The sequence below is a fragment of the Geodermatophilus sp. TF02-6 genome, assembly GCF_003319115.1.
In the GTDB taxonomy this organism is placed as follows: Bacteria; Actinomycetota; Actinomycetes; order Mycobacteriales; family Geodermatophilaceae; genus Geodermatophilus.
The window spans coordinates 185224-206362 of record NZ_QOHF01000006.1 but is presented as its reverse complement, the minus strand read 5'-3'; the positions used below and the strand labels follow the sequence as shown (position 1 = coordinate 206362).

The window sequence follows — 21139 nt, the reverse complement described above, 5'->3', positions numbered from 1 at the left end:
AGCAGGGACGAGAGTGTGGGGCTCAGCGCAGGTCGGGGACGGCACGTGGCCGCGGGGGCGGTCCCTGGGAGTGGGGGGCCGGAGGCTCCCCCGAGCAGGGACGAGAGTGTGGGGCTCAGCGCAGGTCGGGGACGGCACGTGGCCGCGATGTCGTCCGGTAGGACGACGGTGTCATCGCATGGCTAACCTCCTCGGGTGACCGACACTCCCGACGAGCTCTGCCTCAGGCCGGCCACCGAGCTGGCCGCGCTGATCCGCTCCCGGCAGCTGTCCGCGCGTGAGCTGACCGACGCCTGCCTGAACCGCATCGAGCGGCTCGACCCGCAGGTGAACGCGGTCGTCACGCTGGACGCCGAGGGCGCCCGCGCCGCGGCCGACGCCGCCGACGCCGCGCTGGCCGCGGGCGACGAGGTGGGCCCGCTGCACGGGCTGCCGGTGGCGCACAAGGACACCCACGTCACCGGCGGCATGCGCACCACCTGGGGCTCACCCCTGCACGCGCGGACGGTACCGGCGGACGACGAGCTGGTCGTGGCCCGGCTGCGGGCGGCCGGGACGGTGCGGCTCGGGAAGACCAACGTGCCCGAGTTCGCCGCCGGCTCGCACACCTTCAACAGCCTGTTCGGGGCGACCTCCAACCCATACCGTCACGGGCTGTCGGCCGGGGGGTCCAGCGGCGGCGCGGCCGCGGCGCTGGCCGCGGGCTTCGTGCCGGTGGCCGAGGGCAGCGACATGGGCGGCTCGCTGCGCAACCCAGCCGCCTTCTGCAACGTCGTCGGGCTGCGGCCGACCCCGGGCCGGGTGCCGACGTGGCCGGCGGAGATGGCTTGGTCGCAGCTGTCCGTGCAGGGCCCGATGGGGCGCACGGTGGCCGACGTCGCGCTGTCCCTGTCGGTGCTGGCCGGGCCGGACCCGCGGGTCCCGATCTCGCTGGGCGACCCGGGTGGCCCGTTCGCCGCGCCGCTGCCGGACCGGCTCGACGGCCTGCGGGTGGCCTGGGCGCCGGACCTCGGCGGGCGGGTGCGGGTGGACCCGGCGATCACCGCGGTGCTCGCGGAGTCCGTGGGGGTGTTCGAAGAGCTCGGCGCCGCCGTGGAGCCCGACTGCCCGGACCTCTCCGGCGCCGACGACGTCTTCGGCACGCTGCGGGCCTGGCTGTTCGACGCGGCCTACACCGAGCTGGCCCGGCGGCACCCGGACCAGGTGAAGGAGTCGATCCGCTGGAACGCCGAGATGGGCGCCAAGCTCACCGGCGCCGACATCGCCCGCGCCGAGTCCGCGCACACGGCCCTGTACGAGCGGGTGGTGGGCTTCTTCGACGGCTACGACGTCCTGCTGGCGCCCACCACCCAGGTGCTGCCGTTCCCGGTCGAGCAGGAGTACCCGACCGAGATCGGCGGGGAGTCGATGGAGAACTACCTGGAGTGGATGCGCGCCTGCACGCTCCTCACGCCCACCGGGTGCCCGGCGCTGTCGGTGCCGGGCGGGTTCACCGACGACGGCCTGCCGGTCGGCCTGCAGGTGGTCGCCGCGCCGCGGGCCGACCGGCGGGTGCTCGAGGTCGGGCACGCGTTCGAGCAGGCCACCCGCTTCGGCGAGCGCCGTCCGCCCCTGTGACGCCGCCTGCGGCTCTCTAGGGCCAGGGCTAGAAAGCCATAGACGAGGCTCGACCGCCGTCCTGGCTCACCGTGGCGCGTCCGAGCTCACCGTCAACGATGAGCTCGGAGGCAGCATGATCAGCTCACCTGATCATCCGGCACGGCAGCGGCGGCGGCGGGTCAGGTGCGGCGGCGCAGGCCGCGCAGGGTCCGGACGGCGACCAGCAGCTCTGCCAGGTCCTGACGGTCCCCCGCGGCGAGGTCGACCAGCTGCGCCGCCGCCCGCTGCTGCGTGCCGTCCCAGCAGTCCACCCACCGGGCCACGAGCTCGCCGGCGTCCTCGGTGTCGCTGCGCCGGCCGGCGAGCACCTCCGCGGTGAGCGCCGCCTGCTCCCTCGCCAGGTCGTCGCGCAGGGCGGCCCGGGCCATCGACGGCCAGCGCCGGTCCCGGGGCAGCGCGGTGACCTGCTCGCGCAGCGGCACCAGCGCCAGCCGCTCGGCCAGGGCCTGGTGCACCCGGCCGGCCAGCTCGATCGGAGCGCCGGTGCGCTCGACGACGACGGCCAGGTCGAGGGCGGCCGGCAGCAGCGGCGCGGCGGCGACCTCGGCGGCCAGCTCCCCCGGGACCCCGAGCTGCCGCAGCCGGGTTCCCCGCTCGGTGTACGCCGCGGCCTCCGCGCCGAGCAGCCACGTCGGCAGGTCGGCCCGCACCGCGGCCACCGGGGCGGCGAACCGGGCGACGACGGTGCCGATCGGCGGAGCCTCGTCCGCGGCCAGCTCGGGCAGGGCCAGCAGCCACCGCGCCGCCCGCTCGGCCAGCCGGGTGACCTCGGTGCGCAGCTCGTCCTGGGTGGCCGCGGGCACGCGGTTGTCCAGCGGGCGGACGGCGTCCCACAGCCGGTCCACCGCGAACACGGCCCGGGCCACCGCGTGCGCCCGCACCACCCCGGCCAGGGTCACCCCGGTCTCCTCGACCAGCCGGAACAGCCCGGTCACCCCGGCGACGTTGACCGCCCGGTTGGTCAGCGCGGTGGCGACGATCTCCCGCCGCAGCGGGTGGCCGGTGACCGCCGGGGGGAAGCGCCGGCGCAGCTCGGTCGGGAAGTAACCGACCAGCAGCTCCTCGAGCGCCGGGTCGTCGGGCAGGGGCGAGGACAGGACGGCGTCCCCGGTCTCGAGCTTGGCGTAGGCCAGCAGCACCGACAGCTCCGGGCTGGTCAGCGCGTGCCCGTCCCGCCGCCGCTCGACCAGCGCCCGGTCGTCGGGCAGGGCCTCCACGCTGCGCACCAGCCGGCCGGTGCGCTCCAGGTGCCGCAGGAAGCGGGCGTGCGCGTCGAGCAGGCTGCGCGCCGAGGCCACCTCCACGGCCAGCGTCGCGTTCTGGGCGTGGTTGTCGGTGAGGACGGCGGCCGCCACCTCGCCGGTCATGTCGTACAGCAGCGCGGCCCGGCCCGCGGCGTCCAGCTCGCCGGACTCCTCCACCCGGTTCAGCGCGATCTTGATGTTCACCTCGTGGTCGGAGGTGTCCACACCCGCGGAGTTGTCGATGGCGTCGGTGTTGACCCGCCCGCCGGCCAGCGCGTACTCCACCCGGCCGCGCTGGGTGAGCCCGAGGTTGCCGCCCTCGCCCACCACCCGCACCCGCAGGTCGCGCCCGTCGACCCGGACGGCGTCGTTGGCCTTGTCCCCCACGTCCAGGGAGCTCTCCGACGCGGCCTTCACGTAGGTGCCGATCCCGCCGTTGAACAGCAGGTCCACCGGGGCCAGCAGGACGGCGCGGACCAGCTCCACCCCCGACAGCGCCACCACGTCCCCGGGCAGCCCGAGCGCGGTGCGCATCGGCTCGCTGACTCCGACCGCCTTCGCCGTCCGCGGCCACACCCCGCCGCCGGGGCTGATCAGCGCGGGGTCGTAGTCGGCCCAGGAGGAGCGGGGCAGGTCGAACAGCCGGCGGCGCTCGGCGTAGGAGGTGCGCGCGTCGGGTGCGGGGTCGACGAAGACGTGCCGGTGGTCGAAGGCGGCGACCAGCCGGATGTGCTCGGACAGCAGCATCCCGTTGCCGAACACGTCGCCGGACATGTCGCCGATGCCGACGACCGTGAAGTCCTCGCTCTGCACGTCGACGCCGAGCTCGCGGAAGTGGCGGGTCACCGACTCCCAGGCGCCGCGGGCGGTGATGCCCATGGCCTTGTGGTCGTAGCCGACCGACCCCCCGGAGGCGAAGGCGTCGCCCAACCAGTAGCCGCGCTCGAGGGCGACGGCGTTGGCCAGGTCGGAGAAGGTCGCCGTCCCCTTGTCCGCGGCGACCACCAGGTAGGTGTCGTCGCCGTCGTGGCGGACCACCCGCTCGGGCGGGACCACCGCGCCGTCCACCAGGTCGTCCGTCAGCGACAGCAGCGCGCCGACGAACAGCCGGTAGCAGGCCCGGCCCTCGGCCAGGACGGCGTCCCGCGACCCGTCGGAGGGCGGCCGGCGGACGACGAACCCGCCCTTGGCGCCGGTCGGCACGATGACGGTGTTCTTCACCATCTGCGCCTTGACCAGCCCGAGCACCTCGGTGCGCAGGTCCTCGTGCCGGTCGGACCAGCGCAGCCCGCCGCGGGCGACCGCGCCGAAGCGCAGGTGCACGCCCATCACCCGCGGCGAGCTCACCCACACCTCGCGGGCCGGGCGCGGCTGGGGCAGGTCGGGCACCGACGCCGGGTGCAGCTTGACCGCCAGCGGGCCGCCTGCGTAGTACGTCGTCCGCACGGTGGCGGTGACCGCGGCCAGCAGCGCGGTGAGCACCCGGTCGGCGTCCAGCGACGCCACCTGGCCGATCGCCTCGCGCAGCGACGCGACCAGCTCCTCGGTCCGGGCTGCCCGCCCGACCGCGCGGTCCGGCGAGAAGCGGGTCTCGAACAACGCCACCAGCCGGGCCACGACCTCCGGGTGCGCGGCCAGCGTCGTCTCCACGTACCGCTGGCCGAAGGGCAGCCCGGCCTGCCGCAGCCACTGCACGTAGGCCCGGACGACGGTGACCTGCCGCCAGGTGAGCCCGGCCAGCAGCACCAGCGCGCCCAGCCCGTCGTCCTCGGCGTCGCCGCGCCACACCGCGCCGAGCCCCTCGGTGAACCGCTCGGGCAGCGAGCCGGCGAACGGCAGCTCGGCGGCCGGCGCGGCCAGCCCGAAGTCGTAGATCCAGGCCAGCGGGGCGCCGATCCGGTCGATCTCGTAGGGCCGCTCGTCGACCACCTCGACGCCCATGTGCTGCAGCATGGGCAGCACGTCGGAGAGCAGCAGCCGCTCCCCCACCCGGTAGACGCTCAGCCGTGGTTCGCCACCCGCGGGCCAGCGCAGCACCAGGTCCAGCTCCCCCGCCGCGAGGGCGTCGAGCCGCTCGAGGTCCTCGACGGCGGCGGGAGCCGGGAAGTCCTCCTGGTAGGCCGCGGGGAAGGCGTCGGCGACCCGCGCCAGCCGGCGTTCGACGTCGTCGGCGCCGTAGCGGGCGGCGAGCGCGGCGGCGAGCTCGTCGGTCCAGCTGCGGACGACGGCGGCCAGCTCGCTCTGCAGCGCCGCGACGTCGACGTCGACGTCGGGCAGCGTCGCCGGGGCGCCGCGGGTCGCCGGCGGGCGGACGACGAAGTGCAGCCGGGCCAGCACCGACTCGGTGACCCGGGCGGTGTACTCGATGCTGGTGCCGCCCAGGCGCTCGAGCAGCAGCTGCTGGACGGCCAGCCGCACCTCGGTGGTGTACCGGTCGCGGGGCAGGTACACGATCGCCGACCAGAACCGGCCGGCGGGGTCGCGGCGCAGGAACAGCCGGGTCTGCCGCCGCTCCTGCAGGTACAGCACCGCCAGCGCCACCGGCAGCAGCTCGTCGGTGCCCACCTGGAACAGCTCGTCGCGGGGGTAGGTCTCCAGGACGTCGAGCAGCGCCTTGCCGGTGTGGCTGTCGGCCGGCGCCCCGGAGCGCTCGACCACCTGGGCCACCCGCCGGCGCACCAGCGGCGCCTCGCGGACGCCGTGCGCGTAGGCCGCGGTGGCGAACAGCCCGACCAGGCGGTGCTGGCGGGCCGGCCCGCCGTCGCCCGCGGACAGGGTGACCGTGACCAGGTCCAGCCAGGCGCGGCGGTGCACCGTCGAGCGGACGTCGGCCTTGGTCACCGCCAGCAGCCCGGCGGCCGGCGTCCCCTCGGGGGTGACCGCCATGTCCACGTCGCTGCGCAGCACGCCCAACCCGCTGCCGGGCACCGCGCGGACCGTCGTCCGACCCCGCGCCCGCACCACGTCGACGTCGCGGGCGCCGAGGAAGACGAAGTTGCCGTCGGTCAGCCAGCGCAGCAGCGCCGCCGCCTCGGCGGGGTCGTCGGCCGGGTCGGTGACCGCGGCGGCTCCGTCCCCACCCCGCCCGGCCCCGTGCTCGAGCCGGTCGGCCAGCTCGAGGGCGCGGGCCCGCATCCGGCCGGCGTCCTCGTCCACGGCCCGGACGTCGGCCAGCACGGTGCGCAGCCCGGTGACCAGGTCGCCGGCGGCCTCGTCGTCCAGCGGGCCGTCGAGGACGACGGCCATCCACGACTCGGCGAGCGCGTCGGGCCCGCAGCCGCCGGCCTCGGCGCTGTCGCAGAAGGCCCGGATGCGGCCGGTGACGTCCCGGCGGACCACCAGCACCGGGTGGACGACGTGCTCGATCCGGAAGCCCTGCCGCAGCACCTCGGCGGTGACGGAGTCGACCAGGAACGGCATGTCGTCGGTGACGACCAGGACCATCGAGCGGGCCCGCGCACCGGGGCGGGACGGCAGCTCCTGCACGTCCACCGTCGCCGACCCCTGCGGGCGCACCTCGGCCAGCCGCAGGTGCCCGAGGGCCAGCGCGGCGAGGTCGGCCGGGTCCTGCTGGAGGACCTCGTCGGCCGGCTCGCTCCAGTAGTAGCGCCGCAGCAGGGCGGGGACGTCGTCGGCGGTGCAGCCGACCGGGAGCGACGCCCCGGGGTCCAGGGCGGCCTGCGCGGCCCGTTCCAGCAGCCGGCGCTTCTCGTTGCGTGCCGCCTCGAGGGCGGCGAGCTCGGTGGCGGCCGGCGGGGTGCCGTCGTCCGCGGAGGCCGGACCCGGGGTCGCCGGGGCCGAGCCGGTGGCGCTGATCATGCTCCTGACGCTAGTAGAAGGACCCCCCTGCCCCCCACCGCTCGCACGCTCGCGGCGGGACCCTGCAGGAGGGCCGCCCCTGCCCCCCACCGCTCGCACGCTCGCGGCGAGCCTCCGGACGGGGCCGGGCCCGGGAGGGGGCCGGAGCCTCGGGACGGGGCCGGCGGCAGGTCCCTGCAGGGGCCGAAGGTCAGCCGCGCTCGACCAGCTGGTCGGCGATCCAGTTGCCGATGGCGAGCAGCAGCCCGCCGAGGACCGCCGTGCCGAAGCCGGCGACCTGCAACCGGTCGGTGATCGCGGCGGTGATGCCGAGCAGCGCGGCGTTCACCACGAGGAGGAACAACCCCAGGGTGAGCAGCACGAACGGCAGCGAGAGCAGCCGCAGGACCGGCCCGACGACGGCGTTGACCACCGCGAAGATCAACGCGATCCACAGGTAGGTACCGGGCCTCCCGAGCGGCCCGTCCGGGTTGGGGAGCACCTCGATACCGGGCAACAGGTACGCCACGCCGTAGAAGACGCCGGCCATGAGGACGACCTTGATCAGGAACCTCAGCACGCCGCCACGCTAGCGACGGTTCCTCCCGGTTCCCTGTGCATGGGCACCTCTACGGATCTCTAGACCGAGCCGTAGAGACCAGCAGACGACGCTCGAAGCGCCCTTCCGCCCCCGTGATCATGGGGTTGTTTCCGCCCGGCACGGCGAGTCCCACCGTGTCGCCGGCAAGAAGCCCGTGATCACGGCGCGGAAGGGGCCGGTTGATGCGCTCGCACGCATCGACCGGCGGCCCGCGGGGAACACCTCGGCAACGGAGGACGACCCGAGGAGGACGGCTGTGGTCGACCGGGTGGTCGTGGTGGGGGCGTCCGCGGGCGGCATCGGGCCGCTGCAGACGCTCGTCGCCGGGCTGCCCGAGGACCTGCCAGCGGCGGTCCTGGTCACCGTCCACCTGCCGGCGACGGCCGACAGCCACCTGCCCAGGCTGCTGTCCCGGTGCGGGCCGCTGCCGGCCGCCCACCCGGTCGACGGCCAGCTGCTGTCCCCGGCCTCGATCCTGGTGGCCCCGCCCGACCTGCACCTGACCGTCCGGGGCGAGCGGGTCCGGCTCTACCGCGGGCCGCGGGAGAACCGGCAGCGTCCCGCCGTCGACCCGATGTTCCGCAGCGCCGCCGCCGCGTTCGGCCCCGGCGTCGTCGCCGTCGTCCTCTCCGGCGCCCTGGACGACGGGTCCGTGGGCGCCGCGGCGGTGGCCGCGCAGGACGGCGTGGTCGTCGTGCAGGACCCGGTCGAGGCGCGGGTGTCGGCCATGCCCCGGGCCGCGCTGGCCGCCGTCCGCCGGGCGCGCAGGACGCCCACCGCCGAGCTCGCCGCCGTCGTCACCGACCTCGTCCGGCCCCCTGAGGCCGTCCCCGGCGCGACACCCCACCCCGCCTCCCCGGAGAGGAGCCCCACGATGACGGGCGGACCGACCGCGCTGACCGACCTGGGTACCCCCGCCGCACTGGGGTGTCCCGAGTGCCAGGGCGGGATGTACGAGTCGACCCCGGACGGCGCTGTGAGCTACACCTGCCACGTGGGACACGCGTGGTCCGCCCAGTCCCTCCTCGACGCCCAGCACCAGGCGGTGGAGGGGGCCGTCTACAACGCCGCCTCGAAGCTGATGGAGATCGCCGCGGTGCACCGGCGCCTCGCCGAGGTGCCGGACGCGCTCGAGGGCCGCGAGGAGCACCTGCGCGCGGCGGAGCGCGCCGAGCAGCGGGCGCTGCGGGTGCAGCAGCTGGCCACCGAGGACCCGACACCCTGACCCGGCCCTGGCCCCGGACTCACGGCCCCTGACCACACGCCCCGACCCGGAGCCGTGGCGCGACGACACGCTGCACTCCTCTACGGTTGTCTACGCCCGGGGCTAGACGAGCACATAGCGTGCTCGACGTGGACCCCGTGCGGAACCCGTACGCACCCGGCGCCGGGCAGCGCCCGCCCGAGCTGGCCGGCCGGGACGCCGAGCTGTCCGCCTTCGACGTCGTCCTCGAGCGGATCGCGCACGGCCGGCCGGAGCGCTCGCTGGTGCTGACCGGGCTGCGCGGGGTCGGCAAGACCGTGCTGCTCAACCAGCTGCGCTCGGCGGCGATCACCCGCGGCTGGGGCACCGGCAAGGTCGAGGCACGGCCGGAGCAGTCGCTGCGCCGGCCGGTCTCCTCCGCCCTGCACATGGCGCTGCGCGAGCTGCGCCACCCCGACCAGGAGTCGATGGACGCCGTCCTGGGCGTGCTCAAGGCGTTCGCGCTGCGCCAGGTGCCAGACGCCAGGGTGCGCGACCGCTGGCAGCCGGGCATCGACGTCCCGGCCGCGACCGGGCGGGCCGACTCCGGGGACATGGAGATCGACCTGGTCGAGCTGCTCAGCGACGCCGCCGGGCTGGCCGCCGACGTGGGCCGCGGCATCGCGCTGTTCGTCGACGAGATGCAGGACGTCCAGGCCGCCGACGTCTCGGCGATCTGCGCCGCCTGCCACGAGCTCTCCCAGCAGGGGGCCCCGCTGATCGTCGTCGGGGCCGGGCTGCCGCACCTGCCGGCGGTGCTGTCGGCGTCCAAGAGCTACTCGGAGCGGCTGTTCCGCTACCTGCGCATCGACCGGCTGGACCGCGCCGCCGCCGACCGGGCGCTGCTGGCGCCCGCCGAGCGGGAGGACGTCGCCTTCGAGCCCGAGGCGCTCGACGCCCTCTACGCGGCCGCCGACGGCTACCCGTACTTCGTGCAGGCCTACGGCAAGGTCACCTGGGACGTCGCCGCCGCCTCCCCGATCACCGCCGCCGACGTCGCGGTCGCCGCCCCGGTCGCCGAGGCCGAGCTCGCCGTCGGCTTCTTCGGTTCCCGCTACGACCGGGCGACCCCCGCCGAGCGGGAGTACATGCGCGCCATGGCCGAGCTGGGCGGGCCGACCGGCGGAGCGGTGTCCACCTCGGAGGTCGCGTCGTCGCTGGGCCGCAAGCCGGCGTCCCTCTCCCCCGCGCGGGACTCGCTGATCAAGAAGGGCCTGGTCTACTCGGCCGAGCGCGGCCAGATCGCCTTCACCGTCCCACACTTCGGCCGCTACCTGCTCGACCACCCGGACTGAAGAAGGACCCCTCTGCCCCCCACCTCTCGCAGGCTCGGGGCGGGGCCCGGGACGGGGCCAGCGGGACCCGGGAGAGGGCCGTTCTCCCCCACGAGTCGTGCAATTCGCGGCGATCAGCTCCTGATCGCCACGAGTTGGCATGACTCGACGCGTAGGAGGGCAGAGGGGACGCCGTGCCGACGTGGCTGGAAGCGGGGCTGTGGGGGCTGCTGGGCGGTGGCGCGCTGGTGCTGGGCGCGCTGGTCGCCTGGTTCGCCCGCGTGCCGCAGGTGGTCATCGCGTCGGTGATGGCCTTCGGATCCGGGGTGCTGATCTCCGCGGTCGCGTTCGACCTGATGGAGGAGGCCGCCGACACCGGCGGGCTGCTGCCCGCGGCCATCGGCTTCGTCGGCGGCGCGCTGGCCTACTTCGCGGCGAACGCCGCGCTGGCCCGCCACGGCGCCCGGCACCGCAAGCGGTCGGGGGACCAGCAGCCCTCGGAGCAGGAGCAGTCCGGCAGCGGGGCGGCCATCGCGATCGGGGCGCTGCTGGACGGCGTCCCCGAGTCGGTGGTGCTCGGCCTGGGGCTGCTGGGCGGGGGGACCGTGAGCGCCCCGGTGCTGGCCGCGGTCTTCATCTCCAACGTGCCGGAGGGGTTGTCCTCCGCGGCCGGGATGAAGAACAACGGCCGCTCGGCCCGGTACGTGTTCGGCGTGTGGATCGGCATCGCCGTGGCCAGCGGCCTGGCCGCGCTGGTCGGCTACGTCGCGCTCGGCGACGCACCCCCGGAGGTGGTCGCCGTCATCACCGCGATCGCCGCGGGGGCGATCCTCACCATGATCGCCGACACGATGATCCCCGAGGCGTTCGAGCGCACCCGCACCTGGACCGGCGTCATCACCACCCTCGGCTTCCTCGTCGCCTTCGCCATCGATCTCGCCGGGCGCTGAGCCCCGCACCGGTAGCCGAGCCCTGCCCGAGCCCGGCACGGGTATGGGAAGCAATCCCTGCGTCAGCGGCTCGTGGACGCAGGGATTGCTTCCCATACCTGGGCTGCGGGGGACGGCTTTCCATACCCGGGCTGCGGGGGACGGCGTTCCATACCCGGGCTGCGGGGGACGGCGTCCCCGGGCAGGGTGAGGCCGTGAGGGAACCACTGCCCGAACCCCGCCTGGTCGACGTCCCGGTGCAGGGCGGTGAGCTGGCCGTCCTGCACTGGGCGGCCGACGCCCCCGGCGCCCCGATCGCCGTCCTCGTGCACGGCATCACCGGCAACGCGATGGCCTGGGCGCGGGTGGCCGGCGCGCTGGCCGGGGAGTTCGAGGTGGTCGCGCCGGACCTGCGCGGGCGGGCCGCGTCGGCCGGTCTGCCGGGGCCGTACGGGATCGAGGCGCACGCGGCCGACGTCGCCGCGCTGCTCGACCGGTTCGGGGCCGACCGCGACGCCGGGGCCGACGCCGCCGTGCTGGTCGGGCACTCGATGGGCGCCTTCGTCGCCGCCCTGGCCGCCGCCGGGACGGCGCGGGACCGGGTGCACGGGCTGGTGCTGGTCGACGGCGGGCTGGCCTTCCCGCAGCCGCCGGGCGCCGACCTCGACGCGATGCTCTCCGCCGTCCTCGGCCCCGCGCTGGACCGGCTGTCGATGACCTTCCCCGACCTGGCCGCCGTCCGGGCCTTCTGGGCGCAGCACCCCGCGGTGGGCCCCTGGGTCGACGTCCCGTCGGTGGCCGCCTACCTGGCGCGCGACGTGCAGGGCGAGCCGCCGGCGTTGCGCAGCGCGTGCGTGCCCGAGGCGGTCCGGGTGGACGGCGGGGACGTGCTGCTCAACGAGCGGGTGCTGGAGGCGACCGCCGACCTGCCGGTGCCGGCCACGCTGCTGTGGGCGGCCCGCGGGCTGCTGGACCAGACGCCGGGGCTCTACGACGAGGGCCGGCTGGCGCAGCTGGGCCTGGAGCCGAGCGGGATCACCGCCCGCGAGGTGCCCGACACCAACCACTACTCGATCATCTGGGCGCCGCGGGGCGTCGAGGCCGTGGCCGCCGCCGTCCGGGAGGCCACCGCCCGCACCTGAGGCGCCCGGCGAGCGCCTGCTCGGGGCCGGCGCCACCAGCGTGGCGGTCGGCGGGCGGCCGGCTGCTCCTCCTCCGGGGTGGAGCGCGTCGCCCCGCGGTTGGGCCCGCGGCCGGCTGGGAACCCCCGGTGCGTCGAGGACACCGACGGAGGACACCGACGGACGGGGAGAGGGCAGTGGCTCGACTCGCGTGGCCGTTGCGCCCGCTACCGGACGGCCGGGGAGAGCTGTGGCGGTGGGGCCTGGGCGCCGTGGCCGAGCTGCCGGCCGCCCGTGCGGCCCTGCGTTCCCGGCTCGACGCCGTCGGCTCCCCGGACGGCGACGAGGACCAGGCGGCCGAGCGGCTGGTCCTGGCCTTCGACGAGCTGGCGTCGAACGCGCTGCGGCACGGGACGTCGCCGGTGGTCGCCACGGTGGTCGCCGGCAGCGGCGGGTGGCTGCTCGACGTGAGCGACCGCGACCCCGACTCGATGCCGGCCCCCGCCGTCGACCGCGACCCCGCCCGGGGCGGCCTGGGCCTGCACCTGGTGGCCCGGCTGTCGGTCGCGCACGGCTGGTACGTCGACGGCGGGTGCAAGCACGTGTGGGCCTGCCTGCCCACCACCCTCGGGAGCCGCCGGCCCACCTACAGCTGACCAGCGGTCGCCGCGGAACCCGATCACCGGACGCCGTCCGCCCGCGGGTCGTCGGGGGGCCTCGCCGGCCGGGTCACCGGGGAGCCGGGTCAGCGGGGAGGAGGAGGCGGTGACTCGTGGCCGGACCCCGCAGACGGCTGGCGGCCTCGGCGCCCGCGAGGGCGGGTCGACGACACACCCGGTGACCCTGGCGGGGCCTGGTCCCCGCGTCCGGTGTCGGCCTCGACCGCGGCGGTGAGCCGTTCGACCAGCGCGCGCACGAGCGGGCGCAGAGCCTGCGGGCCCTCCACCCGGAAGGGGCGGTCGATCCCGGCCAGGACGGCGGGTACCCAGTCCAGCCGTTCGGCCCGGATGAGCACGCGCACCCAGCCCGGGTCGTCGGCCTCCTCCTCGACGGTGGCGGTGCCCGGTGGGAACAGGGGGCGCACCTGCTCGGCGGTGCCCTCGACGCGGAGCGAGACCACGTGCCGGTGGGGTGCCGCGGCGATGGCGGACAGCAGAGCGTCGGTGGGATCGAAGCCCGCTGGCACGTCGAAGGTGCCGGTCGACGGCTGCGGCGCGGCGATGCGGTCGATCCGGAACGTGCGCACCTGGCCGCTGGCGGAGTCCGCACCGGTGAGGTACCAGCGCCCGGAGTGGGCGACGATCCCGTACGGGTGCACGGTCCGCCGGCTGCGCCGCCCGGTGGAGTCGGTGTAGTCGATGTCCACCGGTCGGCGGTCGCGTGCGGCCTCGGCGACCAGGAGCAGGACCGCCGTCTCGGGAGCGGCCGAGGGACGGGGGCCGACCGTGAAGTCGGCGGTCTGCAGCAGCGCGTCCAGCCGGCGCCCCAGCGCCTGCGGCAGGACGCGGCGCAGCTTGGCAGCAGCGCTCTCGGCCGCGGCGACCGACGTGCTCACCAGCCCGGCCCGGCGGCCGGAGACCAGGCCGAGCAGCACCGCCAGCGCCTCGTCGTCGGTGAGCATGAGCGGGGGCATGCGGTAGCCGGGGACCAGGCGGATGCCCCCGTAGCGGCCGCGCACCGACTCGACGGGGACGTCGAGGTCGACCAGGTGTGCGACGTAGCGGCGGACGGTCCGCTCGTCCACGCCCAACCGACCGGCCAGGTCCGCCACCGTCCGCGTGCCACCGGCCTGCAGGATCTCCAGCAGCGCGAGCACTCGAGCCGTGGGACGCGTCACACCGACATCGTCGTCCATACCGGGCGGGATCTGACCGGCTTCGTCCCTAGCGTGCCGGTCATGACGCAGACCCCGCCCACCGCGGACCACTCCCCCACCCTCGTGTCGATCCGGTTGATCACCGACGACGTGTCCCGCCTGGTCACCTTCTACGAGCAGGTCACCGCAACGCCGGCGCGGTGGTCGACGCCGGACTTCGCCGAGCTGCGGACGCCGGCCGCCACCTTGGCCATCGGCAGCACGCGCACGGTGGCGCTGTTCGGCGCGGGCTCGGCCCGCCCCGCGGACAACCACACCGCGATCGTCGAGTTCCTCGTCGACGACGTCGACGCCGAGTACACCCGGCTCCGGGACGTCCTGGGCGACGTCTGCGGGTCTCTGGTCAACGAGCCGACGACCATGCCCTGGGGCAACCGCTCGCTGCTGTTCCGGGATCCGGACGGCACCCTCGTCAACTACTTCACCCCGGTGACACCCGAGGCCATCACCAGGTCCGGGCGCTGACCGCGGCCCCGTCGACGTCGGTCAGCGGCGAGGAGTCCGGCTGCGCCGCGGCGGTGCGGGGGGCTCCGCCTGCGGCCCGCTCGCCGTCGGTGAAGATGGCCAGCAGGTCGTCGACCTCGTGCGAGGCCGTGGTCGGGTGCCGGAAGGGCCGGTGCGCCTCGATCGTGTAGTGCGTCCGCCGGCCCACCCGCTCGCGCCGCAGGTAGCCGGCGTCCTCGAGGTCGCGCAGGATCAGCAGCGCGGCGCGGGGCGTGATGCCCACGCGGTCGGCCACGTCGTTCACCCGGACGTCGGGGTCCCGGGCCACCGTCAGCAGCACGTGACCGTGGTTGGTCAGGAACGTCCACGACGGCCGGACGGGGCCGGGTGCGGCAGGTGGGGGGTGTGCTCGGCCGCCGGTCGTGGCGCCGGCACGCCCGGTGCCCGGGACCGCGACCTCCTCCCGCGGGAGCGCGGCCGGGTCGGGGTCGTCGCGTCCGCGGGCCGGGCGGTCGCCGGAACGGTCGTCCGTCACGGGGTCAGTGTCCCGCCCGCAGGGTCAGGGCCACACCCTCGTGCTCGGCGAGGGCGCCGTCGTCCACCAGTGCGACCCACCCACCCCGGTCGAGGACGAGCTCGATGAGCTCGTCCACGGCGTCGTCGATGACGTCGGGGTGCTCGACGTCCCAGGCCGGCAGGAGCAGGTCGCCGTCGCCGCTGAGGCGGGCCGGGTAGAAGAGCCCGTGCTCCACGGCGAGCATCTCGGGGCGCTCGTGGCGGGCCGCCAGCCAGGCCGAGCTCATGCCCGAGACCACCCGCTGCCCTCCGGCGCGGCGGTCGAGCAGGTCGAGCGCTTCCCGCTGGCGGGAGCGCAGGTAGCGGGTGAGCACCGGCCGGATCCGTTCGACGAGCTCGGGCAGCGGTGTGGTGGCGAGCGCCGGGACGGTCCCGGCGAGGCGCGAGAGGTTCTGCGACAGCCGGGTGAAGGCGGCCACCGCCTGCTCGGCCCCCGCGAGGACGAGGGGGGCGGGGTGCAGCCGCAGGTGGGTGCCGAGCGCGCGGTCGACCGACGTGAGGAACGCGGCCGTGTCGGTCTCCTCGAGCCTGGGCCGCGACGGATCCGGCCCCCGTTCCCGCTCGTTGCGCAGGGGGAACGGCGAGCGCGGGGCGGGCCGCAACGTGTCGGCGACGCCCTCGAAGAGCCGCGCCTCGCGGCTGCTCAGCAGCAGCACGACGTGGCGCGGGGTCTGGTGCAGCGCGGAGACGAGGTCGCGGGTGGCGAACGTCGGGTCGACGACCACCCGGTCGTGCACGGGCGTGGGCAGCCGCACGGTCATGGCGAAGCCGGAGCGGGCGTAGATGGCGATGGCCTGGCTGGTCGCGGCGGCCGTCGCCGCGGCGACGTGGGTCTGCAACGCGGCGAGGAGCTCGTCGACGTCCTCGAGCTCCTCGCCGCGCAGCCGGTGCCCGGCCTGGGCGAGGAGCCGGCGCAGGGCGAGCGCGTCGGCGGTCGTCATGACCGGCCGCGCAGTGGTGCTCAGCAGCAGCGACACCGCCGGGTACCCGCGGATCGACTGCAGCAGCACCACCGTCTCGGCGCTCAGCGAGGTCGGCGCGACACCGCCACCGGTACCGGTCACGGCGTCCTCCGTCGGGACGGGAGCGGCCGCCGGCGCCAGAGGGGCTCGACCGCGGCCATCTCCTCGGCCGAGGCGATCCGGAACGGCGGCGCCTCCGGGCGCGCTGGCGGCCGTCGGCCCTGACCCCGGGTGGCGCGCAGGCTGGCGCCGATGGAGACGGCGATGATGGTGGTGACCACGGCCAGCGACAGCGGAGTCGGCACGTGGAGCACGTCGACCTTGAGCAGCATCTTGACCCCGACCCACACCAGGACCAGTGCCAAGCCGGCCTTGAGGTACACGAAGCGGTGGATCAGGTCGGCGAGCAGGAAGTACATCGCCCGCAGGCCGAGGATGGCGAAGGCGTTGGCGGTGAAGACGAGGAACGGCTCGTCGGTGACCGCGAAGACGGCTGGGATCGAGTCGACGGCGAAGACGACGTCGGTGACCTCGACCAGCACCAGCACCGCCAGCAGGGGTGTCGCCAGCAGCGTCCCGCCCCGGCGGACCAGCAGGCGCTGCCCGTGGTAGGCGTCGGTCATGGGCACCCAGCGCCGGAAGAGCCGCAGCACCCGGGAGCGCTCCGGGTCCAGGTGCTCGTCGCGCTGGCGCAGCATGCGGTAGCCGGTCCACAGCAGGAACGCCGCGAACAGGTACAGCACCCAGGAGAAGCTGGCGATGAGCACCGATCCGGCGGCGATGAACGCCCCCCGGAAGACCAGCGCCCCCAGCACGCCGAGGAAGAGCACGCGGTGCTGGTACTCCCGGGGGACGGCGAAGTAGCCGAAGACGATCGCCCAGACGAAGACGTTGTCCACGGCCAGGGACTTCTCGATCAGGTAGCCGGCGAAGTACTGCTGGCCGAACTCGGCGCCCCACCGCCACCACACCAGCGCCCCGAACCCCACCCCGAGCGCGACCCACACCGCCGACCACGCGGCGGCCTCGCGGACCCCGATGACGTGCGCACGCCGGTGCGCGACGAGGTCGACGGCCAGCATGGCCAGGACGGCGGCCAGGACGGCCACCCACACCCACAGCGGCACACCCATCGAAGGACCTCCCGGTCAGCGCTCACCAACCGGAGGTCTCTCCCGGCCCGGGACGGGCCCGCCCCGCCGGGCCCGAGGGCCGTACTGACGGCGGAGCGCCGAGGGATACTCCCCTCCTGCGAGGACCAGTGAAGCAGAGTTCACCCATCCGCGCCAGCCCCGCACGGGGGACCCCGGCGGACAGGACCTGGCGGAGTGCGACGACGGCCCCGGGGTGGGTGCCCCGGGGCCGTCGTCGTGGAGTGCGCCCGGGACGGCGGGGCGGTGCCGCGCCGTCCCGGGGCAGCTGCGGTCAGGCCCCCGAGGGGACCACCAGCGAGAGGGCGCCCTTGCCGTAACCGGGGATCTCGACGGTCAGGTCGAGCCGGTTGAAGGCGGCCAGCATGCCGGCGACGTCGCCGGGCAGGTCCTCGCCCGGGGCGTAGAGCGCGTGCAGCTTGGAGTGCGGCGCACCCGGCACGTTGAACAGCGCGGAGAGCACGTTGACGACCTCGTGCAGGGCCTCGGTGAGCATGGCGGTCAGCTCGCCGTCCTCCTCGACGGCGTCCTGCACCCCACCGAGGGGCAGCAGCGCCAGCGCGCCGCCGGTGTAGGCCGACAGGCCCAGGTCCATGACGCACAGCGCGTTGACGTCCATGGACGGCGACACGTACACGGCCACCGAGACCGGCGACCGGTCGGTCGGGGTGACCGGCGCGCCGGGCGCCACGCCGACCGGCTTGCCCACCAGGCCGGTGAGCATGTCCCGGACGTCCTTGGGCGCCGGCAGGGCGACCGACAGCGGCGCGGTCACGAGAGCACCCCGTCGAGGGCGTCCCGGAAGGTCTCCTCGGTGAACGGCTTGGCGATGAGGAACAGGGCGCCGGCGTCCGCCGCCTTCTCCCGCATCTCCGCCGAGCCCTCGGAGGTGACGAAGCCGAACGGGACGCCGGAGCCGGCCGAGCGCAGCGCCTGCAGGCACTCCAGCCCGCTCATGTTCGGCATGTTCCAGTCCGACAGCACCAGGTCCGGTTTCTCGGCGTGGACCTTGTCGTAGGCGTCGCGGCCGTCCTCGGCCTCGACGACGTCGTGGTCGTCGTAACCGGCCTGCCGCAGGGTGCGGATGACGATCTGCCGCATGACGCGGCTGTCGTCGGCGACCAGGATCTTCACAGGGACACTCCGTTCTCTTCCGTGAGGTCCAGGGCGCACCCCTGGACGGAGATGGTCAGCGGCTGGCCGCGCCACAGGAGGTCGACGCGGCAGGTGTCGGCCGGCGAGCCGGGGCTCGGCGCGGCCCCGACCTCGGGCAGGCCGAGGACGGACGGTGCGGGGAGGAGGGCCTTGACGTTGCCGCCGACCACGTTGGCCAGCTCGCCCAGCGCGTCGACGACGTCCTCGCCGTCGACCACCTCCGGGGCGTGCTCGCCCAGCAGGGCGCGGGCCAGCTGCTCGGCGGTGTCCCGGCCGCAGGTCAGGACGACGGCGCCGGTCCAGGGGCCGACGACCTCGACCCAGGAGCTGACCGGGTCGGTGGGCGGCTCCCCCGGCAGGGGGACGAGGACCTCCTCCTCGCCGACGAGCGCGGCCCACGCCTGCTCGGCGATCTCCGCGACGGTGCCCTCGTCGAGCAGCTCGGTGACGACCGGCGCGCTCACCGCGCCACCTCCTGCGGCAGCAGGCCGAGCAGCGCGAGCTTGTCGTGGAGTGCGTCGGCGGTGAACGGCTTGAGGACGTACTCGTGCGCGCCGGCGGCGAGGGCGCGCACGATCTGCCCGTGCTCGCTCTCGGAGGTGACCATCACCAGGGTCACCGCCCGCCAGGCGGGGTTGGCGCGGACGGCGGAGACGAACTCCAGCCCGTCCATCACCGGCATGTTCCAGTCGATCGTGCACAGCTCGGGCACCCAGCCCTCGTGCAGCACGTCGAGCGCCTCCTGGCCGTGGCCGGCCTGGCGCGTCTCGTAGCCGAAGCCCTCCAGGGTCCCGCTCACGATGCGCCGCATGGCGCGTGAGTCGTCGATCACCAGTGCACGCACGTCAGGCCCCCTTCAGCGGGCGGTAGGCGGAGCTGCGGCCGATGACGACCCGCTCCCAGGAGTCGTCGACGCCGAGGGTCGTCTCCGCGGCGCCGAGGAACAGCCATCCGTCGGGGCGCATCAGCGCGCGGACCCGGTGGAGGATCGCCTGCTTGGTCGGCAGGTCGAAGTAGATGAGGACGTTGCGCAGGTAGACCACGTCGAACGGGCCCATCCGCGGGAACGGCGCGGCCAGGTTGCACTCGCCGGCGGTCACCATCCGCCGCAGGGCGGGCGCGATCTCCCACTCGCTGCCGGCCCGGGTGAAGTGCCGGACCAGCATCGGCGCGGGCAGCCCGCGGTTGACCTCCAGCTGGCTGAACCGGCCGGCGCGGGTGCGCTCGACCATCTCGCGGGAGATGTCGGTCGCGGTGATCGAGACGCGCGCCGCCGCGTTGGGCAGGGCGTCCTCCAGCAGCATCGCGATCGTGTACGGCTCCTGCCCGCTGGAGCAGGCCGCCGACCAGATCTGCAGCCGTTCGGCGGGGCCGCGGGCGGCCAGCAGCACGGGCAGCACCGTCGAGGTCAGGGCGGTGAACGGGTCGCCGTCCCGGAACCACGAGGTCTCGTTGGTGGTGAGCGCCTCGACGATCCTGCGGGTGGACTCGGGGCTGGGGCGGCTGCGCACCGAGTCGACCAGCCGGCCGACGTCGGGCAGGCCCATCTGGCGGGCGATGGGCAAGAGCCGGGCCTCCACCAGGTACTCCTTGCCCGGGGTGAGCACGATCGCGCTCTCCCGGTGCACCAGCTGGCGGACCCAGTCGAAGCCGGTCGCGGTGAGGGTCATCGCCTGCCTCCCGCGGTCGCCGGGACGGAGGCGGTGGCGCGGGCGGCGCCCAGCCGCCGGGAGATCGCCTCGGGGATCCGCTCCAGCGGGAGGACCTCGTCGGCCAGGCCGGCCGAGGCCACCACGCCGGGCATGCCCCAGACCACCGACGTCGCCTGGTCCTGCACGACGACGGCGCCGCCGGCCTCGCGGACGGCGCCGGCGCCGATGCGGCCGTCGGAGCCCATGCCGGTGAGGACCACACCGAGGACGGCGCCGTCGTAGGCGTCGACAGCCGAGCGGAACAGCGGGTCGACGGCGGGGCGGCAGAAGTTCTCCGGCGGCCGCTGGTCCAGGGCGGTCTGCAGCCCGCGGCCGGTGCTGCGGACGGTCAAGTGGTGGTCCCCCGGCGCCAGGTGCACCGTGCCCGGCGCCAGCGGGGTGCCGTCGACGGCCTCGACCACGCGCAACGGGCACAGCCGGTCGAGCCGCTGGGCGAACTGCCGGGTGAACACCGGCGGCATGTGCTGCACCAGCAGGACCGGCACGGGCAGGCTCGCCGGCAGCACCGGCAACACCTTGGCCAGGGCCTCCGGGCCGCCGGTCGAGGAGCCGATGACCAGGACGGCGGGCTGCTTGACCGCGCCGGAGCGGGGCGCCGGCGGGCGGACGGGGGCGGGCGGGGGTGCGGCGACCCGGGCGGAGCCGGCCGGGCGGCCGGTGAGGGCCTTGATCTTGGGGATGAGTTGCGCGCGCACGCTCTCCATCGACTGGGCGACGCTGCCCACGTTGGCCGGCTTGGTCACGTAGTCGTTCGCGCCCGAGGAGAGCGCGTCGAGGGTCGCCGCCGCACCCCGCTCGGTGAGCGTGCTGAACATGATGACCGGCACGCGGCTGCGCCTCGACCCGCCCACTCCCGCCCGGATGGCCCGCACCGCCTCGATGCCGTTCATCTCCGGCATCTCGATGTCCATCGTGAGCAGGTCCGGCTCGAGCTGGGCCAGCTTGCCCAGCGCGATCCGGCCGTTGATCGCGGTGCCCACCACCTCGATCGCCGGGTCCTCCGAGAGGACGTCGGTCACGATCTTGCGGACGACCACCGAGTCGTCGACGACCATCACCCGGATCGGGTCCATGCGTCCTCCTGGCGCCTGCCCACCGGCAGGCGAGCTGTTGTCCTCTGGTATCGGCAGCCGAGCGCTCCGCTTGAGCGGGACCGGCCGTCCCGCGTGGGTGGGGTCGCACACCGGCGCCCCGTCACGGGAGTTCTCGGCACGGCGGGCGCGGGGCTTGACGGGAGCCCAGCAGATGGCGCACGACCGAGCCGCCTGCCGGTGCCGTCGGCGGGACGGCGATCCGTCGTGAGCGCGCCACCGGACAGCGCACCCCCGGACACGGCCCCGGGCATCCCTCGTCGGGGTCGGGTCCCGGTTCCGGCCTCAAGGCGGCGGCGGGCC

At 75.4% G+C, this 21139-nt stretch carries 19 protein-coding genes; 7 read left to right on the top strand and 12 right to left on the bottom strand.

Annotated features, from left to right (window positions below; translation table 11 throughout):
- Window positions 1–195: 195 nt before the first annotated feature.
- Window positions 196–1617: an amidase gene (locus tag DQ238_RS07980; protein ID WP_113780744.1), complete on the top strand. Its 1422-nt coding sequence runs from the start codon at window positions 196–198 to the stop codon at window positions 1615–1617.
- A gap of 161 nt (window positions 1618–1778) precedes the next feature.
- Here the strand turns inward: DQ238_RS07980 and DQ238_RS07975 are convergent, their stop codons facing one another.
- Entirely contained in the window at window positions 1779–6722 is a 4944-nt protein-coding gene (locus tag DQ238_RS07975; protein ID WP_113780743.1) for an NAD-glutamate dehydrogenase, read from the bottom strand.
- 190 nt (window positions 6723–6912) lie between these two features.
- The gene (locus tag DQ238_RS07970) at window positions 6913–7281 is read right to left on the bottom strand and encodes a phage holin family protein (protein ID WP_113780742.1); all 369 of its coding nucleotides are present in this window, start codon (window positions 7279–7281) and stop codon (window positions 6913–6915) included.
- Window positions 7282–7558: 277 nt separating this feature from the next.
- Here DQ238_RS07970 and DQ238_RS07965 point away from each other — a divergent pair, with 277 nt between their 5' ends.
- From DQ238_RS07965 to DQ238_RS07945, 5 genes are all read left to right on the top strand, one after another.
- Window positions 7559–8527, top strand: coding sequence for a chemotaxis protein CheB (locus DQ238_RS07965; RefSeq protein ID WP_158550732.1), 969 nt, complete (start codon window positions 7559–7561; stop codon window positions 8525–8527).
- 128 nt (window positions 8528–8655) lie between these two features.
- Window positions 8656–9840, top strand: a complete 1185-nt coding sequence (locus DQ238_RS07960) for an ATP-binding protein (protein WP_113780774.1) — start codon at window positions 8656–8658, stop codon at window positions 9838–9840.
- Window positions 9841–10013: 173 nt separating this feature from the next.
- Entirely contained in the window at window positions 10014–10769 is a 756-nt protein-coding gene (locus DQ238_RS07955) for a ZIP family metal transporter (RefSeq protein ID WP_113780740.1), read from the top strand.
- A 194-nt stretch (window positions 10770–10963) separates the two neighbouring features.
- Window positions 10964–11890, top strand: coding sequence for an alpha/beta fold hydrolase (locus DQ238_RS07950; protein WP_113780739.1), 927 nt, complete (start codon window positions 10964–10966; stop codon window positions 11888–11890).
- A 176-nt stretch (window positions 11891–12066) separates the two neighbouring features.
- Complete coding sequence (locus DQ238_RS07945; RefSeq protein WP_113780738.1) at window positions 12067–12525, top strand: ATP-binding protein; 459 nt, start codon at window positions 12067–12069, stop codon at window positions 12523–12525.
- Window positions 12526–12614: 89 nt separating this feature from the next.
- On the opposite strand, the gene DQ238_RS07940 is transcribed toward DQ238_RS07945, so the two are convergent.
- Window positions 12615–13706: a YafY family protein gene (locus tag DQ238_RS07940; RefSeq protein ID WP_113780737.1), complete on the bottom strand. Its 1092-nt coding sequence runs from the start codon at window positions 13704–13706 to the stop codon at window positions 12615–12617.
- 60 nt (window positions 13707–13766) lie between these two features.
- Between DQ238_RS07940 and DQ238_RS07935 the strand changes: the two genes are divergently transcribed.
- The gene (locus DQ238_RS07935; RefSeq protein ID WP_113780773.1) at window positions 13767–14210 is read left to right on the top strand and encodes a VOC family protein; all 444 of its coding nucleotides are present in this window, start codon (window positions 13767–13769) and stop codon (window positions 14208–14210) included.
- Here DQ238_RS07935 and DQ238_RS07930 read toward each other — a convergent pair.
- The 9 genes from DQ238_RS07930 to DQ238_RS07890 form a co-directional block, all read right to left on the bottom strand.
- Complete coding sequence (locus DQ238_RS07930) at window positions 14191–14724, bottom strand: winged helix-turn-helix domain-containing protein (protein WP_233495803.1); 534 nt, start codon at window positions 14722–14724, stop codon at window positions 14191–14193. The two genes, DQ238_RS07935 and DQ238_RS07930, sit on opposite strands and share 20 nt — an antisense overlap.
- A 4-nt stretch (window positions 14725–14728) precedes the next feature.
- Window positions 14729–15829, bottom strand: coding sequence for a hypothetical protein (locus DQ238_RS07925; protein WP_113780736.1), 1101 nt, complete (start codon window positions 15827–15829; stop codon window positions 14729–14731).
- Entirely contained in the window at window positions 15826–16860 is a 1035-nt protein-coding gene (locus DQ238_RS07920) for a TerC family protein (protein ID WP_113780735.1), read from the bottom strand. The genes DQ238_RS07925 and DQ238_RS07920 overlap by 4 nt, the downstream gene beginning before the upstream one ends.
- A gap of 292 nt (window positions 16861–17152) precedes the next feature.
- On the bottom strand, window positions 17153–17653 hold the full coding sequence (locus DQ238_RS07915) for a hypothetical protein (RefSeq protein ID WP_113780734.1): 501 nt from the start codon (window positions 17651–17653) through the stop codon (window positions 17153–17155).
- On the bottom strand, window positions 17650–18012 hold the full coding sequence (locus tag DQ238_RS07910) for a response regulator (protein ID WP_113780733.1): 363 nt from the start codon (window positions 18010–18012) through the stop codon (window positions 17650–17652). The genes DQ238_RS07915 and DQ238_RS07910 overlap by 4 nt, the downstream gene beginning before the upstream one ends.
- Window positions 18009–18497: a chemotaxis protein CheX gene (locus tag DQ238_RS07905; protein ID WP_113780732.1), complete on the bottom strand. Its 489-nt coding sequence runs from the start codon at window positions 18495–18497 to the stop codon at window positions 18009–18011. The genes DQ238_RS07910 and DQ238_RS07905 overlap by 4 nt, the downstream gene beginning before the upstream one ends.
- Window positions 18494–18865 carry a response regulator gene (locus DQ238_RS07900; RefSeq protein ID WP_233495802.1) on the bottom strand — a complete coding sequence of 124 codons (372 nt, stop codon included), beginning with the start codon at window positions 18863–18865 and terminating at the stop codon, window positions 18494–18496. The genes DQ238_RS07905 and DQ238_RS07900 overlap by 4 nt, the downstream gene beginning before the upstream one ends.
- A 13-nt stretch (window positions 18866–18878) precedes the next feature.
- Entirely contained in the window at window positions 18879–19703 is an 825-nt protein-coding gene (locus DQ238_RS07895; RefSeq protein WP_113780730.1) for a protein-glutamate O-methyltransferase CheR, read from the bottom strand.
- The gene (locus DQ238_RS07890) at window positions 19700–20818 is read right to left on the bottom strand and encodes a chemotaxis response regulator protein-glutamate methylesterase (RefSeq protein WP_113780729.1); all 1119 of its coding nucleotides are present in this window, start codon (window positions 20816–20818) and stop codon (window positions 19700–19702) included. The genes DQ238_RS07895 and DQ238_RS07890 overlap by 4 nt, the downstream gene beginning before the upstream one ends.
- Between the last annotated feature and the right edge of the window lie 321 nt (window positions 20819–21139).

Coding starts and splice junctions, on each gene's coding strand:
- DQ238_RS07975 (WP_113780743.1), bottom strand. CDS start 6,722: ATGATCAGCGCCACCGGCTCGGCCCCGGCGACCCCGGGTCCGGCCTCC.
- DQ238_RS07935 (WP_113780773.1), top strand. CDS start 13,767: ATGACGCAGACCCCGCCCACCGCGGACCACTCCCCCACCCTCGTGTCG.
- DQ238_RS07920 (WP_113780735.1), bottom strand. CDS start 16,860: ATGGGTGTGCCGCTGTGGGTGTGGGTGGCCGTCCTGGCCGCCGTCCTG.
- DQ238_RS07895 (WP_113780730.1), bottom strand. CDS start 19,703: ATGACCCTCACCGCGACCGGCTTCGACTGGGTCCGCCAGCTGGTGCAC.
- DQ238_RS07890 (WP_113780729.1), bottom strand. CDS start 20,818: ATGGACCCGATCCGGGTGATGGTCGTCGACGACTCGGTGGTCGTCCGC.